We start from the raw sequence: 16,966 nt of genomic DNA, 5'->3' as shown, positions 1-16,966 counted from the left end.
CCCTCCTCCGCTCATCCGGTCCCGGCGCACTCCTCGGGCCAGCCCTAACGTACGCGGTAGCTGTCCGGCAGCACCCCGTCCGCCGCGACCGACCTGGTCATCGCGCGGCCCAGGTTCCGCTCGTGGATGGCGGAGGCGCCCTCGTAGATGCGCAAGGTGCGGACGTCGCGCCACATCCGGGGCACCGGGTGCGGCCCGACGATGCCCTCCCCGCCGAGCAGCTGCACGCACTTGTCGGCGACCCGGCCGACCATCTCCGAGCAGTACAGCTTCGCCGCCGAAATCCGTTGCCGGGGAACGGTTCCGGCGTCGAACGCGCGCGCGGCGTCCAGGGCGAGCGCCCGCCCGGCCTCCATCTCCGAGTAGCACCGGCCCAGCTCCGCTTGCACGACGCCGAGATCGGCGAGCGGGGCGCCGAACTGGTGCCGCTCGTTGACGTGGCGGGTGGTCTCCTCCAGCATCCGGGTCGCCTGGCCGACGCAGGTCGCGGCGACGTGGAGCCGGGCGTGGTTGATCCCGCGCATCGCGGCCGCGAGCCCGGTGCCGGGCACTCCGCCGAGAAGCCGGTCTTCGGCGACGACCACCGACGTCAGGTCGATCTCGGCGACGGGGCCTTCGGCGTGGCCGTTCATGAGGTCCGGGATCCGGGTCGACACGCCGGGCGTTGTCCGGTCCACGAGGAACGCGGACACCTCGGTGTCGTCGGTGCGGGCGAAGACGACCAGCGTGTCCGCCCAGTGCGCGTTGGTGATGTAGCGCTTCGTCCCGTCCAGGACCCACCCGTCGCCGGTGCGCCGGGCGGTGGTCTGGACGTTGGTGGCGTCGGAACCGGCTGCCGGCTCGGTCAGCGCGAACGAGGTGACCCGCCGGCCGGCCGCCATGTCCGGAAGCATCTCGCGGCGCTGTTCCTCCGTGCCGTGGTCGAGGATCGCCTGCGAGCAGAGCCCGATCACGGTCGAGAAGCGCGAGCGGTACACGCACGACGCCCTGGTGAATTCGAGGGTCAGCTGCACCTGCTGTTCCATGGTCCAGCCGAGCCCGCCGTAGGCGGGTGGGATCGAGATGCCGAACAGTCCCAGCTCGGCCATGCGCCGCACGATCGTGTCCGGGACCTGCCCCGCGGCGACCATTTCGGCCTCGGCGGGGATCAGCTCGTCGTCGGTGAACGCGGCGATCGTGCGCAAGTACGCGTCGAAGTCGGGCTTGCCGGCGGCGCGGGTCATCGTTTCTCCATCCCTGGTTGCTCCGGCAGGACGACGCCGTCGCCTGCCAGCCGGTCGATCTCGTCCTCGCTGCGCCCGAGTTCGCGCAGCACGTCGCGGGTGTGGGCGCCCAGCCGGGGCGCGGCCGACGTCCGGCCGCGGGCAGCCCCGTCGACCTGGAAGGGCGCGGCCGGGACGTCGATCCCGAGCTCGTCCAGCTCGACGACCAGGCCCGACGCGGAGAGATCGGCGTCCTTCACCAGCTCGTCGAACGACCGCACCGAGCCGCACACGATCCCCCGCGAGGCCAGCAGCGCGATGGCTCCGGCTCGGGTGAGGTGGCCGAGGGCGGAACTCAGGACTTCCTTCAGCGCCAACCGGTTCGCGACCCTCGACCCGTTGTCCGCGAAGCGCGGGTCGGCCACGAGCTCGGGCCTGTCGATCGCCGAGCACAGCGCGGCCCACTTGGTCGCGGTGTAGGCGGAGACCACGACGGCGCCGTCCACGGTCTGCACGAGATCCGCGGCGGGCGCCACCGCGGGCTGGCCGTTGCCGCTCCGGCGGGGCGCTTCGCCGGTGAGGCGGTAGCCCGTCCACTGCGTCGCCTGGGCCGCCACCACCGCTTCCATCAGCGAGGTCTCGACGAGCGCGCCGTTCCCGGTCCGGGCGCGCCGAACCAGCGCGGCGAGCACCCCGGCCGCCAGGGCGTTCGCGGCCAGCACATCGGCGATGGTGAAGCCGACTCGCTGCGGTTCACCGTCGGCGTCGCCGGTGGTGTGCATGACCCCGAACTCGGCCTGCGCCGCGATGTCCAGGCCCGCTCGTCCCGCCGAGGGGCCGCGGGTTCCGAACCCGGTGACGAACCCGTAGACGAGGTGCGGGTGGCGCGAGCGCACCTGCTCCGGCCCGATGCCGAGGCGTTCGGCCGAGCCGTGCCGGAAGTTGTGCAGCAGCACGTCCGATCCCGCGCACAGCTCGTCGAGGACCTGGAATCCTTCGGGATGCCGCAGGTCGATCGCTATGCTGCGCTTGCCGCGGTTGTTCGCGTGCAGCATCGCCGCGCCGAACGAGCCGACGGATCGCGCCTGGTCGCCGGTGAGGCTCTCGACCTTGATCACCTCGGCGCCCAGGTCGGCCAGCTGCTGGCCGGCCCCAGGAGCAGCGATGTACTGGCCCAGGTCCACCACGCGGATTCCGGTCAGCGGTGCCTCCATCACGAAACCCCGCCCCTCGCGGTCTCGGCCTCCAGCGTCCGGCGGGCGGCTTCCGGGTCCAGCAGACGCGCGCCGACCACCGCGCACGCGCAGATGGCGATGCCGACTACGAGGAACCCGTTCGAATAGCCCGCGGACGGCGTCGGTCCGGCTTGGACGATGAGCCCCAGCGCGTAGGGGGCGACGATGCCCGCGATGCTGTAGAACCCGATCACGCACCCGAAGAACGCGGCGCGCTGGCGCTGCGGGAGGAAGTCGGACGCGCCCGCGAAGGCGACCGAGAACGCGACGCTGTTGATGGAGAAGGTGCAGATCACCAGCACCAGCTGGAGCGTTCCCGGACCGACCAGCGCGAACGCGATCATGCTCAGCCCGGCGAAGACGATCAGCACGCCGCTGAGGTGACCGCGCGCGGCCCGGGAGCTCCAGCCCCGCGCGAGGAGCCGACCGGACAGGTATCCGCTGACGACGAGGACGACTACCGCCGTGGCGTAGGGCGCGGTGACCAGCCATCCGACGGTGGTCGGCGAGTAGCCGAGGCCTTCGCCGAGGAACGCGGGCAGCCACGAGACCTTCAGCGAGGTGATGAGGTAGCCCGCGAACGACAGCAGGCTGAGCCCCCAGAAGCTGGGCAGCCGCAGCAACCGCAGGAACGGCACGTCGATGTGCCCGTTCGGGTCAGCCGCCGCCTCCACGGTCACCGGGCGCTTCCGCAGCGGCTGGCGCTCGACGTAGCACAGCCAGACGACCAGCCAGACGAGGCCGACCGCGATCAGCACGAGGAACGCGGCGTGCCAGGAGTACGAGACGATCACCCAAGTCAGCACCGGCGCGGAGATCAGCGGACCGACCGAGGACCCCGCGTTCACGATCGACCCGGCGAACGCCCGCTTCTCCTTCGGGAACCGGTCAGCGACGACGCTCTGGCACAGGGCGTGCGCCGGCCCCTCGAAGAAGCCCAGCACGATCCGGGACACCAGCAGCACACCGAACGTCGTGGGCATCGCTAGCGGCAGCATGCTGGCCACCCAGGTGAACATCAGGATGGCCGCCGCCCACTTCGCGGAGATCCAGCGCATGGCGGCGGACAACCCCACCGCGCCGACGGCGAACAACCAGAAGAACGCGCTGCCGACCAGGCCGAAGTCCCCGGCGCTCAGGCCGAGGTCGTGGCGGATCTGCGGTGCCGCCAACCCCACCGCCGCCTTGTCCGCGAAGTTCAGGGTGAAGAAGGCGAAGAGCAGGACGACGATGCCCCATGCCTTGCGGTCCGGGCGTGGGGGCGCCGATGACACCACCGGCGTCCCGATTTCGGCTGATGCCATGTGAGCCTCCGTCACGGCCTCGACCTCGTTGACAAGCGCTGCGCTGCAACAACTCCAGCGCTGTTCAACGGCATCGACAAGGCCGAATCCCGAGTCAGGCTTATAGCCAGAGCCGATAATCCGAGGACGGCATGCGGGACGTGGGCGTCACCGGGGGAGGGGTCGTTCTCACACGGAATTGGGGCCGTACGACGGCTTGGGGCCGGTTACGCCGGGGAGGTCGGGAGGTCGGCCCGGGCCTGGTCGCGGATGGTCTTGACGATCGCTGAGCGTTCTGCTGCTCGGCCTACCTCGATCAGCCAGCGCGCTTCGGTGGCGGTGTCCGAGGTGACGCCTCGGTACGGGGCGCTGGTCTCGTCCGGTTCCGGCTGGTGGCGGTGGCCTGCGGCGTGGGCGTCCAGGGCGGTGACCAGGCGCGCCGCTTCGGCGGTCTGGTGGGCCGCCCGCTCGTCCAGGCCGGCTTCTTCGGCAGCACGACGCGCCCAGCCGCTCGCGGAGGGGTGGACGTAGGGGCGCAGGAGCAGCTGGGCGTCGCGGATCTCCACCACCCGGCGGTACAGCGCGAACTGCGCGTTCGGCGCGATCATCCCCGCGGGCAGGGCGATCTGGGGGAGCTCGGCCGACAACCGGTTCCACAGTGGACGGAGCTGCTGCGCCAGGCGCTTGGCGCGCAACCACGCGAACGGCAACGCCACCCGCGGACCCCACACCGGCATGGTGGCGCCGATGGCCACCAACGCCACGCACGTCGCAGCGCACGCCCCGCCGATCGGGTCCAGGATCCCCGGCTGGTGCCCGGCCAACGCCCGGAAAGCCGCCGCGATCTTGCTCGCCGCCCAGATCCCCGACGCGACGCAGCCCGCCTGGATCGTGCGCAATCCGGCCCGCAACCAGCGGCGATCGGTCTGGGAGATGTAGCGGCGCAGGAACCAGCCGAACGCCAACGTGGCCCACCCGATGTAGAGCGAGAACACCGTCAGGTAAGCCGCCACGGCGGGCCGGTCGGCGAACGCCGCCAGGAACTCCGGGTGGAACGGGATGCCCGCAGCCAGCATCAGCGCCACCATGCAGACCGCAGCGACCGCGGCCACCAGCACTTGGAGCCGCATCGCGCGGCGAGCCGCTGCCTTCTCGTGTACCAGGTTCGCGAGCAGTCCGTGGACGCACACCGCCGCCACCACGGCCAGCATGTTCGCCGCCAGGCGACCGGAGTTCGGCACCGGTTCCCAGGTCGCCACCCAGGTCAGCGAGGACGTCGCGACCAGCGCCGCCGACAGCCCGACCGAACCGATCGCACCGCACAGGTACAGCACGCTGGGCGTCGGCGAATGCCGGGACTGGACGAGCTTGGCGACGGCCGCCAGCACCGCGATGAGACCAGCGGTTTGCAGGACGATGCTGGTCATCGGCGCTTCTCGGGGCCTCGTCGCGCGCTGTCGAAGGTCGCCTGGATCTCGCGCAGCGTGCGCCCGGACTTCGCGTCGAGCTTGCGCACGCGGCGGAGGGGCGCCGGGGCGCGGCCCGCGCGGTACAGGTAGAGGCTGGCCACCAGCTCGGCTTCCTGCTCGGTGCCCGCGTCGAAGGCCGAGCGGCCGAGCACGCTCTGCACCAGGTCCCGCGGCAGGTCCGGGACCAGTGCCGCGACCAGCGGGGAGTCGGCGAGCTTGGTGTCGGAGTGCCCGCACACCAGGTGCGCGACCTCGTGCAGGACGATGTGCTCCTCGTGCAGCGGGGTGCTCGGCAGGTAGCCGATCACGTCCCGGTCGGCGAGGGAGACCAGCGCCCCGCACGGGGCGTCGGATTCCACAGTGGCCACCCGGCGCAGCTCGATCGGACGCCCGCGGAGCTCGGAGAGTTCGCCGATGAACGTCTCCAGGTCCCAAGGCGAGGGCAGCGGGAGGGCGGCCGCCAGCTCTTGGCACCGGGCCGCCAGATCGCGCTGTTGCGACGGCTTCACACCGCGATTCTGGCTCATGACCACCACCAGGCGGGCGCAGCGGAACGGCTCGTGATCAGGCTCATGCGTCATCGTGACCGGGGGTGGTGTTGGAGCGGCGCAGGTCTTCGACGACGCCGCGGATGCGGTCGGCTTGAGCCGGCGTCAGGCCGCGCAGGCTCACCGACTCCACGCCGCCCTCCTTCAGGCTGCGCAGCTCGACCAGCGCGGCCAGCTGCGTCCGGATCTTGGCGCCGTGCTCGCCGTCGTCGAAGGTGTCCAGCGGGACGCCGAAGAAGCCGGCCAGGGCCTTGAGGTGCTGCCAGCCGGGGTTCGGCGATTCGCCGGAGAGGATCTTGTACAGCTGGGACAGCGAGATCCCGGTCGCGGCGGCGATCGCCTTGACCTCGTAGGGCTTGCCGGTCTCGGGGTTGGGGAACGACTCCCGCAGCCACGCCAGCCGTTCGGCCAAGGCGGCACCAGGGGCTGTCATCACGATCACTCCGAAATCACAGGGTTCGCACCGCTCCGCCGATTGACGGATTCTCACAGCTAAGATTACCGTCTGTCCTGATTCCACGATCGTGGAATCCGGACGCTGGGGGTGTGCCAGTCAGGACGCGGTGCGGCGTGAGGGTCGCGTCCTGCCTGGCACCCAGTCCGATCGCCGTAGTGCCCGGGTGCACAATTTCGCGCATGACGACGGGACTTCAGGCGGCAGCCCGGCGGCTGGCGCTCGGCCTGCGCGCCGGAGCCGGACACAGTGGACCTGCGGTCGTGTGGATGCGCATCGATGGCGGCGCAACGCAGATCACGCACCCGGTCGGCGTCGACGTCGACCTCGAACCCGACTTCTTCGACGCCAGATCAGCGCTCACCGAACTGCTCCCGGTGCCGACCGGCGGTCGCCCGCTGGTCGTCGAGCTGGTGGTCCGCGACACCGGATTCGAGCTCGCCTGCAGCACGGCGCTGGAGTCGGTGACCGGCGTGGTGCTCGACGACGACTTCCGGCTGCCCGCCCACCCGTTACCGGGGATGCCGCTGCCGGCCGCGTCGAAGCCCACCGGAGCACCCACGGACCCGGCCGCGCTCGCCGAGGTCTCCGCACTGTTCCGCGAGTTCGTCGAGCGGTACCAGGAGATCAAGGGGCGACCGCCGGCGTTGGGGCCCGGCTACTCCGAGCAGGAGATCGCCGCGGCCGAAGCCGAACTGGGCGCCCGGTTACCGGAAGACCTGCGCGCGCTCTACCGGATGACCAGGGACGACGCCTCGGAGACCGGACTGCTCGGCCGGTACTCGCCGTACCCGCTGGACGACGTCGTCGAGTACCACCAGCCCGGTTCGCTCGGCTGGAACGACGGCCCGTTCGACGATGCGGTGGTCTTCGAGTCGGACCCGCCGGACACCATCAAGCGCCTGTCCCGCAACGACTGGTGGATCACCTTCGCCACCGACTTCGCGATGAACGACCTCGCGGTCGACCTCGACCCGGCCGCGCAGGGCAGGTCCGGCCAGGTCTTCGAGTACGGCCGCGACGTGCACGGCCCGCCGGACTACTACGCGGAATCGGTGACCGAGATCCTGACCGGCGTCGTCGAAGCCCTCCGCGAGGGCGACTACGAGGACGAGGACCCGGACGAGGACTACCTGCAGATCCACGCCGGCTTCGGCGGAGCGGGCTTCGACGAACGGGTCTACCACGACTTCGGTTCCAGGGACCTGGCCGAGGTGGTGGAGAGCGCCGACGACGCCCAGCGCATGTACCTCAACGACGCGGTAACCCTGGACCTCGCCGCGCTGGCCCCGCTGGCGAACCTCCGAGAACTGCGGATCAACCGCGCGAAGCTGGTCACCCCGGCGCTGGGCGATCAGCCCGCGCTGGAGTCGCTCGCGATCGAGGCGGACCGGATCGACCTGGCCGCCCTGGCGCACCAGCCGACGATCTGGGACCTCAAGCTCGCGGGTGCGGCCGAACCGCTGGACATCGCAGTGCTCCGCACCCTGCCCGCCCTGACCAGGCTGGACCTGTCGGACGCCGACGTCGAGGACATCACCCCGGTCGCGGAACTTCCCGACCTGCGCGTGCTGACCCTCAACGCGGCCCAGTGGAACGCCCTCCGCGAAGCGGACCTCCGCCCGCCGAACCTCGCGGCGGCTTCCCGAGCGGGAACCGGATCCCTCCGCGACACGGCGGACTGGTGCGAATGGCTCACCGGAAACCCGATCCCGCTCACCACAGTCTCCGGCTCCACCAGCTGACGTGCCGAAGGGTGTCGAGATCGGCCCGACCACCTACGGTGCGGGACTCCGGGGTCGTGTGTTACTTTGGGGCGTTATAGCAACCCAAAGTACTCACGACTCCTGACCAGCCGAAACGCTGGCCAAGCGCGTCCACGATGATCTTGTCAGGTAGGTGCGGTGCACGAGTTCTCGGTGAAGCCGGCGGGGCTCCTGCCTGGCAGAGCGAGGGTTCGCGTTTCGCCCGCAGAGCCTTGAAGACTTGGTCGGTCTGGCCGGTGAGAGCGGACGGTCCAGCCTCGTGGCGGACACCCTCCAGCTGGAGGTGGCGGTGGACACCGGCCGTGCCCTCTATGCGTGGGGATACCTCCCGAGCAGCTCGTGGAAGAGGGCCGCCTTGCAGTTGCCCGACTCCAGGCCGGGCGAGGTGATCGTTCAGCTCGACGCCTCACCACTCGAAGATGCTGTTTCCGTCTCGATCGCGCGATCGAAATGGGACGTCTTGTTCGACGAGCAAACCGGCTTGGTTCGAGTGTCACGTGATCAGCGATCCCCGGAGGAACTGATCGAGATCGCCACCGGCGTTCACCTCGGTTTGGTCGGCGCAGACCTGAACTCCTTTTGGCTCCAACCCGAGTTCGTCCAGTAAACAACCAGTCCCCGAACGCTCCACGACGAGCACTGGTCAGTGGCGGTTGTGTCGGAACGGCGTGCTATCCGACCAGGCGGTCTCCCTTGCGATGTCCGGGATTTCAGTCATCTCGAAGGCGCAACTGTATGTGCGTGCGGCGCGAACGTCGGCCAGAAAGATGCTGGGGTGGCGTGGTGATCGCAAGGGGTGCTGACTGAGCTGAACCAGCCAGTCGAAGTGGCGGGGGGCAACTTGTTGTGGGGGGAGGCGATCGATGGTGGCCGGTGATCGGCTCGATTTCCAGCTCTTCGTGCTGAAGCGCATGATCGGTGGGGATGAGCAGATCGACGCGGCCCTTGCCGAGCTCGGGGTTACGCGAGCGGAGATGAGGGACGTCGGTGAAAGGGTCAGCGCGGGGCTGGACTTACGCCAGGGGACGATGACCTTGGCGAACGTCAAGAAGCTCGCGGGGGAGCCCGACGGGGAGGAACGCTGCTGGACGAACGGGGAGAGTGGAACCGCGCTGTTCTACCACTTCCCGATGTGGCCGGAGTTCGACTTCAAGGTCGTCGGGAGGGATGGCGACGGGCTCTGGATCGATGACGGATTCGTGCGGTGCGAAAACTCCGAGGTCCCGCACGTCGAGTCCCCCGAATCGCTCCAGCCGTGGAAGCACTTGGTGGACGAAGTCCGCGAGCGCTTCGGCCCGCTGCAGGAGGGCGACATGTGGCCTCCCTACGAGCAGTACGAGACGGAGCGTCGAGACGCGGATGGCGTGTTGCGCCGACACATATTCCAATTCAGCTGGGGACTCCTCCAGCGAGCCTCGGTGCACTGAAACACGTGGTTGTCTGTCACCGCCTTCAAGGCACGACGCGCCGAAAGGCGCTGCTGCGCGAACGGGCGCCCGCCAGCGCTGGTGGCGCTGACGGGCGCGGAGGTCGTGAGCGTGTTGTCAGCCCTTCCCCGCGAGGCTCTTGAGGGTTGATTGGCCGAAGCTGAACAGGGCGTCGCCAGCGATCACGCCGCCGGCGACGACCTCCATCTCCGAACGGGCCTTCTCGCTGCGCAGCCGGAGCCAGGCGAAGCGGATCACGATCCCGGCCAGCACCGCCCAGCCCGCCGAAGGCTGGCTGACCAGGAGACCGGTGGCGAGCAGGATTCCCGCCTGCCGCTTGGAGCCGCCGACGAGCTGGACGATCGCACCGGGTACCGCCCAGATGGCCAGCGACATCGCGACGTGGGGTGAGATCCCGCCGTGCATGGTGGCGGCGAACACCCGGTCGACCGGCGGCAGCAGATCGCGGGAGAAGTACGACTCCCACATCACGAGCACGACGGCGATCGCGATGCCGAACGCGATCATGGCCGAGATCAGCTGCTGGCGGCGTCCGGCCAGCTCGAATTCCGCGTCCGCGCCATGCCCGCGCAGGATGAAGCCCGCCTTGAGGTCGTACCCCATGTCCGCGAAGGCCGGTCCGGTCGCGGCCGAGAACGCGACCAGCACGACGAGGGCTTCCAGCGGAAATCCGATGATCATGCCGATGATGAGCGTGATGAGTGCGACGGCGAACGCGGGGAACCAACCCGCGTGCATGGCGGCGAGCCCGACGATCAGCTCGTGCACCAGGGCCGCGAACCCGGCGTAGAGCACGAAGGCGACCAGCATCCCCGCCGACATGTCCGTCCACAAGCCGCAGATCAGCGCGAGGAACACCGCGATCAGCACGTACGCGACCGAGCCGAGGCCGAGGGTTCGCCGCATGTCGGCGTCGGACCGGCTCGTCCCGCCTCCCTCGCTGTTCCTGCGCGCTAATTGCACGCCGACCTGCACGAGGGCGACCAACCCCGCACCGATCATGAAACCGTGCGGCACGTACGCCTCGGCGAGGTTGCCCTTCGGGATGATGGTGGCGAAGAAATCCCCGCCGAACAGCTGCGTCTGGTACTGCCGCATCAGCAACCCGAGGCCGAACATGACCATGGCGACGATGTTGCCGATGAACGCGACGCCGAACGCCGACATCGGGATGCCCAGCGCACTGCCGGCCGCGCCGACCACGACACCGATCCCGAGCAGACCGGCGCGGCGTCCGCCCTTGTCACCTGCCTGGATCGCTTCGGCCGCTGCGATTCCCGGCGGCCACGCTCCCGACGCCGGGAAGACCTTGGTGTCGAAGAGCCGGTAGAGCATGACGGCATCGACGATCATCGCCGCCGCGACACCGCAGAACATCGGCACCACGAGGTCCGGGCGGCCCAGCGCCCACGGAATGCCGATCGGCAGCAGCAGGCCGTTGGCCGCACCGAAGGTGGCCGAGGAGATCGCGCTCTGGACGAGGTTCTGCGAATGGATGGAGCGGTAGCTCGAGAACAGCGACATCGGCACCCTGGCCAGCACCATCGCGACGAGCGCGCCGATCAGCGAAGTGTTCGCCGAGATCCCCAGGTTGACCAGGATCTGCATCCCGATGATGGCGCCGAAGACGCTGACGACCACCGTCAACGCGAGGTTGGCGGGAGCGAGCGCCCGCGGATGCCGCTGTCCGGTTCTGGCCGCGAGGGTCTGCTCTTCGGACATCAGTCCTCCTCGGCCAGGCGGTAATCGCTGACGCGCGACCGCTCGGAGATGATGCCCTCGCTCAGGTCCCGCTCGACATCGGTCCGGGCCCGAGCGGCAGGGTCGCCGTACCCGGCGCCACCGGCGACGTGGATCTCGATGATCTCCTCGGTGCTCGAGATCCGCACCAGCTCGCCGCTGCCGCAGTCGTGCAGGACCGATCCGCCCAGATCGCGCACCACTCCGCGCGCTCCGCTCCCCGCCATTCCCCCGAAAAGGCCCGGGGTGGTGGACTTGACGCCTTCCGGGTAGACGGCGACGTGCACGGGCAGCCCGTCGTCGTGGCGCTTGCGCAGTGCGAAGCGCTGGCCGAGTCCGCCGCGGTGCTCTCCCGCCCCGCCGGAGTCCTCGACGAACGCCTTCTCCAGGATGAGAACCGGAACGCGCGTCTCGAACAGCTCGATGGACGTGTTCGCGGCCGAGGTGGGGTACAGCAATCCGGACTTCCCGTCCGCCTTGCTCGACGCGCCCTGCCCGCCACCGACGAAGAACATGTCGGAGAAGGTGCCACCGTCCGCGTCGGTGCCGTAGATGGTCGCGGCCACCGGCAGCCCGGTGAAGGACTGCACCTCCTCAGGTGCGGCTTGCGCCAGCGCCTTGAACAGGTTCGGCGCGATGTACCAGCCGGTGCGGGTGCGCAGGTTCACCGACGCGGGACGATTCGCGTTCAGGATCGAGCCCTCGGGCGCCGTCACCTCGAAAGGCCGGTAGCAGCCCGCGTTCCCGCGGACGTTCGGGGTGAGCATGCACTTGAGCGGGTAGGTGGCGTGCGCGGCCGTGTAGTTCATCGTGCAGTTGATGCCGCCCTGCGGCAGCTGCGCGGGGGCGCCGTCGAAGTCGATGGAGATCGCATCACCGTCGACCGTCACCTTGACCGGGTACCGCATCACCTCGCCGAGCGGGTTGTTCTCGATCTCGGAGGTGTACACGCCGTCCGGCAGCTCGCGGATGGCCGCGCGCATCGCGTCCTCGGAGCGCTTCGTGACCACCGACGCCAGCGCCTGCAGGTCGTGCATCCCGTACTCCCGCACGAAGGAGAGCAACCGGGCAGCGCCAAGCGCGTTGGCCGCGACGAAGGAGTGGATGTCGCCGATCACCTGGCTCGGGTTGCGGACGTTCTCGCCCAGCAACGTGAACAGCGACTCGTCCGGTTCACCCGCCGAGTAGAGCTTCATCGGCGGGATCTGCAGCCCCTCCTCGAAGATCTCACGGGGATGCAGGTAGTCCTTGGTGCCACCGATGTCGGCCACGTGCCCGACCGTGCCCATCAGCCCGATCAGCCTTCCCTCGTGGAAGACCGGGGTGACCAGCGCGATGTCGAACAGGTGACCCGCGCACAGCCAGGGATCGTTGGTGATCAGGACATCGCCGGGCTGCAGCGTCTCAGCCGGGTACTTGGCCAGCAGCGCCTTGACGGCCCTGGGCAAGGTCAGGTTGAACACCGGCATCGCGCGCGGCGAGTGCGCGAGCGTCTCGCCGGTCGGGTCGAGCAGCTCGCAGGCGAAGTCCTGCGCTTCGGACACCACGAGGGAGAACGCGGTGCGGCACACCGTCTCCCACATCTCCTCGACCACGTTGACCAGCCGGCTCCACATGATCTCCAGGGCGATCGGATCTCCCTCGATCACCTTGACCGCTTCTTCGTGCGGGGTGTCGGCGGTGACGACGGCCGAGGCCTCCTCCGGGAGGGCGACGTCGATGCGCAGGTTCAGCGCGGAGTCGACGAGCACGCTGTCCCCCGGGGGGATCACCGTGGTCGACTCGCGCTCCTCGATGATCGCCGGGCCGTCGATCCGGTCACCGGGGGCGAGCGCGTAGCGGTCGTGGACGTCGACCTCCACCCACCCGGAGCCGAAGTAGGCGTCCCGCGTTCCCTTCCTGCTGCGGGCGGAGTCGGTCGCCGCCGCACCGCCGGTCAGCGACACCGACGGCGTGGGCCCGATGCAGGTGACGCGGAAGCTGATCGCCTCGATCTCAGCGCCTTCGTAGAGCGAGGTGTAGCGCGCCTTGTAGGAATCGGCGAAGGCGTCGCGGATCCGGCCGAGGCTGCCGGCGTCGATGGCGCCATCGGGCAGCGGTACCGAAATCTCGTGCAGCTGCCCGATCAGGCGCATGTCGGCGGCGCGTTCGACCCGCACGACGGCGTCCGGCACACCGGCTTCGGCGAGCTTGGCGCGACCCTGTTCTTCCAGGTCGCCCAGCACCGCGTTGACCGAATCGGCGTCGAAGCCGTCCACCATCCGCACCGGCATCGAGCGCACCTGCTCGAACGAGAGCGGTGCGGCGAGGAATCCGACGGCCGACGCCGCGCCGGACGCAGGCGGCACGATCACCTCGCGGACGCCCAGAGCCCTGGCGACGCCCACGGCATGCGCGGGGCCCGCACCGCCGAAACCGACCATCGCGTACCGCCGGGGATCCTTGCCCTTCTCCACGAGGTGCACCCGGGCCGCACCGGCCATGCTCTCCACGACGACCTTGTGGATGCCCCACGCGGCTTCCTCCGGCGCGAGACCGAGCGGTCCGGCCACTGTGGACACAGCTGCTTCGGCCGCGGCCTTGTCCAGCGCCATCTGCCCGCCGAGGAAGAACTCGGGGTCGTAGTAGCCGAGCAGGAGGTTGGCGTCGGTGACGGTCGGCTCGGTACCGCCCTTGCCGTAGCAGGCGGGGCCCGGGTCCGAGCCCGCGGAGCGAGGACCGACCCGAAGCAGGCCGACCTCGTCGATCGACGCGATGGAACCACCACCGGCACCGATCTCGATCATGTCGATGACCGGTGCCTTGATCGGCAGGCCGGATCCCTTCTTGAAGCGGTCGACCCTGGCGGCCTCCATCATCGGCGCGATCTCGGCGCGGCCGTCTTCGATCATGCACGCCTTCGCGGTGGTCCCGCCCATGTCGAACGAGATCACGTCCAGCTTGTCCGCCGAACGACCGAACAGCGCGGTGGCCAGGCCGCCGCCCGCCGGGCCGGATTCGAGCAGGCGGATCGGGAACTCGCGCGCGGTCGAAGGCGCGATCAGACCGCCGGCCGAATGCATCAGGCGCAGCGCACCGGCGAAGCCGCGTTCGGCCAGCGCGTGCTCGAGCCGCCCCAGGTAGCGGTCCATCAGCGGCTGCACGTAAGCGTTCGCGCAGGTGGTGACTGCGCGCTGGTACTCCCACAACTCTGCGACGACGTCGGAGGACAGGGAGACCGCGAGGTCCGGGAATTCCTGGCGGGCGAGTTCGCCGATTCGACGCTCGTGCTCGGGATTGCGGTAGGAGTGCAGGAAGCAGACCGCGACCGCCTCGATCCCGTTGCGGGAGAACTCGTGCAAGCGGGCGCGCGCCGCGTCGAGGTCGAGCGGCACGACGACTTCGCCGTCCGCGTCGATGCGTTCGGGCACCTCGAGGCGGTCTCGGCGGGCGACCAGCGGATCGGGGAACGGGATGAACAGGTCGTAGATGTCGTAGCGCTGCTCGGTGCCCGCCTCGAGCACGTCCCGGAACCCCTCGGTGGTGAGCAGGCCCAACTTCGCGCCCTTGCGTTCGATCACCGCGTTGGTGACCAGCGTGGTGCCGTGCACGATCTCGCCGATGTCCGCGAGGCGGACCCCGGCCCGCTGCACGAGCTCCTCGATCCCGGCCAGCGCCGCGATCGACGGATCGTGCGGTGTGGTCAGGCGCTTGTGCAGTTCCAGCGAATGCCCTTCGGTGTCGTAGAGCACGAAGTCGGTGAAGGTGCCGCCGATGTCAAAACCAATGCGCAGGCGCGACATGCGTTTTCCTCCGAGTTGTGGGGTCTTGATCAGGTCTGCCGGGTGTGGTCACCGACCAGAGCGGCGATTTCCTCGGTGCGGGTCACCATGAGCTCTTTCATCGCGTTCACTTCCTCGGCCGAGACCGTGGCGAGCGGGTAGGCGATGCACATGGCGAGTGCCTCGTCGTCTTGCGTCCCGACGGCGGTGGACACCACGCCCGCGCCGCGGACCGCTTCGTCGTAGGACTCGGCGAATCCCTGCCTCCGGACCAGGGACAACCGGTCGAGCAGCTCGTCGACCGAGCCGGGTGCCGTGGCCGATTGCCGTTCCCAGCCGTGCGGGAAGAGCTCCCGGACCGCGTCGTCGGGCATCCGGGCGAGCAGAGCCCTGCCGGTGGCCGTCGAATGCACCGGCAGCGGGCGGCCCAGCTGCGGGGAAACGCTCAGCGCGTTGCTGCCCCGGTGGTCGGTGAGGCCGATGACCTCGACCCCGCTGCGGATCGAGACGTAACCGGTGTGCCCGACCTGCTTGACGATGTCCGCGATCGCCGCGTCGACATGCCGGAACAGGACCGAACTGGTGCGGTACGACCGCGAAAGCCCGAGCACGAGAGCGCCGGGGCGGTAGCGCCGGCTCTCCCCGACGGTCTCCAAGAACCCGGCTGCCAGCATCGCGCGCAGCAAGCGCGAGGTGGTGCTCTTCGGCAGGCCGAGCAGCGCTGCTGTCTCGGTAACCGTGAGCTCGGTGCGGTCAGGCGAAAAGCAGCGGAGCACTTCGGCTGCGCTTTCAAGAGTGGTCATAGAGAAAGTTCCATTTTCTGGAACAGCAGTTGCAGAATGCTGGACCAGGCGAGTATGACCCGGACCACTTGCTGACGCAAGGGTTGAATTGCAGGCCCTTTGCGGCTGAATTGCGCGACTTGTGACGTATTCGGAAATGCCGGAATAGTCCGCGTTGACCGTCGGAGAGCAATCCCGGGCCAGCGCGCCGAGCTTCTAGTTCTCCGACACGCGGTCTTGATCCTTCGCATTTCGGGTGCGCGGGGACCAGGAAGGTGTTGGGGTGGTGCCACCGGGGAACGTTGGCTTGCGCCTGGATCGAGAGGGCTGGTGGTGTGGGGGTAGTGACGAGGGCTCAGCTGGCGGACATGCTCGCCGCCTCGGGTCGCGTCGGCGCTGCACTGGCGCTTCGCGAGGAGCTTTGCAGGACTGGGGGAGAGAAGGAGTACGAGGCAGGCCCGGTTGAGCGGTCGACGATGCTGAAGATCTACCGGAAGCGGTTATCTCGTCCGAAGTTTCGGCCGGAACGAGTGCTCGGGGCGGAGCGGGAGGAGGAGGTCCGATGGTATGGCGGAGTTCGAAGTCGGTTCCCAGTGAGGGGCGGGATTTTCAGCTCTACTTGCTCGACACCACCATGGGTGCAGATGAGCGGGTGGATGAGGCTCTTGCCCTGTTCGGGGCAACGCGTGCCGAGATGCAGGAGGTCGCGGAGCGGGTTGCAGCGGGGCTGAAGCTTCTCGAGTTGAAGCGGACGTTGGCCAACGTCAAGAAGTTCGCCGGGGAACCTGCGGTGGAGGAAACCCGCTGGCTTGACGGGGAACGCGCTACGTCGCTGATCTACCACTTCGAACCGTGGCCCGAGTTCGACTTCGAGGTCGTGGGGGATGCCAACGGGTTCTGGATCGATGGCGGATTCGTGCGGCGTGAGGACTCGGAGGTTCCGCACGTCGAGGCTCCGGAGGAGCTCGAGCCGTGGCGGCACTTGCTCAGCGAGGTTCGGGAACGCTTCGGCCCGTTGGAAGAGGGCGACCTGTGGTACCCGTTCGAGGATCACGGCCTGGAGAGCCGAGGTGCGGACGACGTGATGTACGAGTACGACGTGAAGTTCAGCTGGCGAATGCTCCAGATGATCCGGGTAGATCCGCGCTGGCCGGACGGGCGTCCAGCCTGATCTGACTGGAGCTCCGTGCACATAGCGTGAGTCAGCAGTGATCAGCGGATTCGAGCCCGGGCTGGCCTCCGCCGATGAACAGCAGCGACACCATCACACGGTGCCGC

At 69.1% G+C, this 16,966-nt stretch carries 13 protein-coding genes; 4 read left to right on the top strand and 9 right to left on the bottom strand.

What is annotated here, in order from left to right; translation table 11 throughout:
* Positions 1–44 precede the first annotated feature (44 nt).
* From OU415_RS14620 to OU415_RS14595, 6 genes are all read right to left on the bottom strand, one after another.
* On the bottom strand, positions 45–1,223 hold the full coding sequence (locus OU415_RS14620) for an acyl-CoA dehydrogenase family protein (RefSeq protein WP_270949285.1): 1,179 nt from the start codon (positions 1,221–1,223) through the stop codon (positions 45–47).
* Positions 1,220–2,416: a CaiB/BaiF CoA transferase family protein gene (locus OU415_RS14615; RefSeq protein WP_270949284.1), complete on the bottom strand. Its 1,197-nt coding sequence runs from the start codon at positions 2,414–2,416 to the stop codon at positions 1,220–1,222. The genes OU415_RS14620 and OU415_RS14615 overlap by 4 nt, the downstream gene beginning before the upstream one ends.
* Positions 2,416–3,741: an MFS transporter gene (locus OU415_RS14610; RefSeq protein WP_270949283.1), complete on the bottom strand. Its 1,326-nt coding sequence runs from the start codon at positions 3,739–3,741 to the stop codon at positions 2,416–2,418. The genes OU415_RS14615 and OU415_RS14610 overlap by 1 nt, the downstream gene beginning before the upstream one ends.
* A 206-nt stretch (positions 3,742–3,947) precedes the next feature.
* On the bottom strand, positions 3,948–5,147 hold the full coding sequence (locus OU415_RS14605; protein ID WP_270949282.1) for an MAB_1171c family putative transporter: 1,200 nt from the start codon (positions 5,145–5,147) through the stop codon (positions 3,948–3,950).
* Positions 5,144–5,698: a hypothetical protein gene (locus OU415_RS14600; RefSeq protein ID WP_270949281.1), complete on the bottom strand. Its 555-nt coding sequence runs from the start codon at positions 5,696–5,698 to the stop codon at positions 5,144–5,146. Before OU415_RS14600 ends, OU415_RS14605 begins: the two co-directional genes overlap by 4 nt.
* Positions 5,699–5,759: 61 nt before the next feature.
* Entirely contained in the window at positions 5,760–6,170 is a 411-nt protein-coding gene (locus OU415_RS14595) for a helix-turn-helix domain-containing protein (protein WP_270949280.1), read from the bottom strand.
* A 203-nt stretch (positions 6,171–6,373) separates the two neighbouring features.
* On the opposite strand from OU415_RS14595, the gene OU415_RS14590 reads away from it, so the two are divergent.
* The 3 genes from OU415_RS14590 (at position 6,374) to OU415_RS14580 (ending at position 9,384) form a co-directional block, all read left to right on the top strand.
* Positions 6,374–7,936 carry an SMI1/KNR4 family protein gene (locus OU415_RS14590; protein WP_270949279.1) on the top strand — a complete coding sequence of 521 codons (1,563 nt, stop codon included), beginning with the start codon at positions 6,374–6,376 and terminating at the stop codon, positions 7,934–7,936.
* 241 nt (positions 7,937–8,177) lie between these two features.
* Positions 8,178–8,564 (top strand): hypothetical protein, encoded by a 387-nt coding sequence (locus OU415_RS14585; protein WP_270949278.1) that lies wholly within the window; start codon positions 8,178–8,180, stop codon positions 8,562–8,564.
* Positions 8,565–8,820: 256 nt separating this feature from the next.
* On the top strand, positions 8,821–9,384 hold the full coding sequence (locus OU415_RS14580) for a hypothetical protein (protein ID WP_270949277.1): 564 nt from the start codon (positions 8,821–8,823) through the stop codon (positions 9,382–9,384).
* Between the two features lie 117 nt (positions 9,385–9,501).
* On the opposite strand, the gene OU415_RS14575 is transcribed toward OU415_RS14580, so the two are convergent.
* The 3 genes from OU415_RS14575 to OU415_RS14565 are packed head-to-tail and all read right to left on the bottom strand — an operon-like array spanning position 9,502 to position 15,709.
* Entirely contained in the window at positions 9,502–11,127 is a 1,626-nt protein-coding gene (locus OU415_RS14575; RefSeq protein ID WP_270949276.1) for an OPT/YSL family transporter, read from the bottom strand.
* Complete coding sequence (locus OU415_RS14570) at positions 11,127–14,927, bottom strand: hydantoinase B/oxoprolinase family protein (RefSeq protein WP_270949275.1); 3,801 nt, start codon at positions 14,925–14,927, stop codon at positions 11,127–11,129. Before OU415_RS14570 ends, OU415_RS14575 begins: the two co-directional genes overlap by 1 nt.
* 29 nt (positions 14,928–14,956) lie before the next feature.
* Entirely contained in the window at positions 14,957–15,709 is a 753-nt protein-coding gene (locus tag OU415_RS14565; RefSeq protein ID WP_270949274.1) for an IclR family transcriptional regulator, read from the bottom strand.
* Positions 15,710–16,430: 721 nt separating this feature from the next.
* Here OU415_RS14565 and OU415_RS14560 point away from each other — a divergent pair.
* Entirely contained in the window at positions 16,431–16,859 is a 429-nt protein-coding gene (locus OU415_RS14560; RefSeq protein WP_270949273.1) for a hypothetical protein, read from the top strand.
* Positions 16,860–16,966 lie beyond the last annotated feature (107 nt).

Source organism: Saccharopolyspora oryzae (genome assembly GCF_027853915.1).
GTDB classification, from domain to species: domain Bacteria; phylum Actinomycetota; class Actinomycetes; order Mycobacteriales; family Pseudonocardiaceae; genus Saccharopolyspora; species Saccharopolyspora oryzae.
Note: the sequence above shows the minus strand (reverse complement) of the source record. Positions and strands in the feature narration are given on the sequence as shown.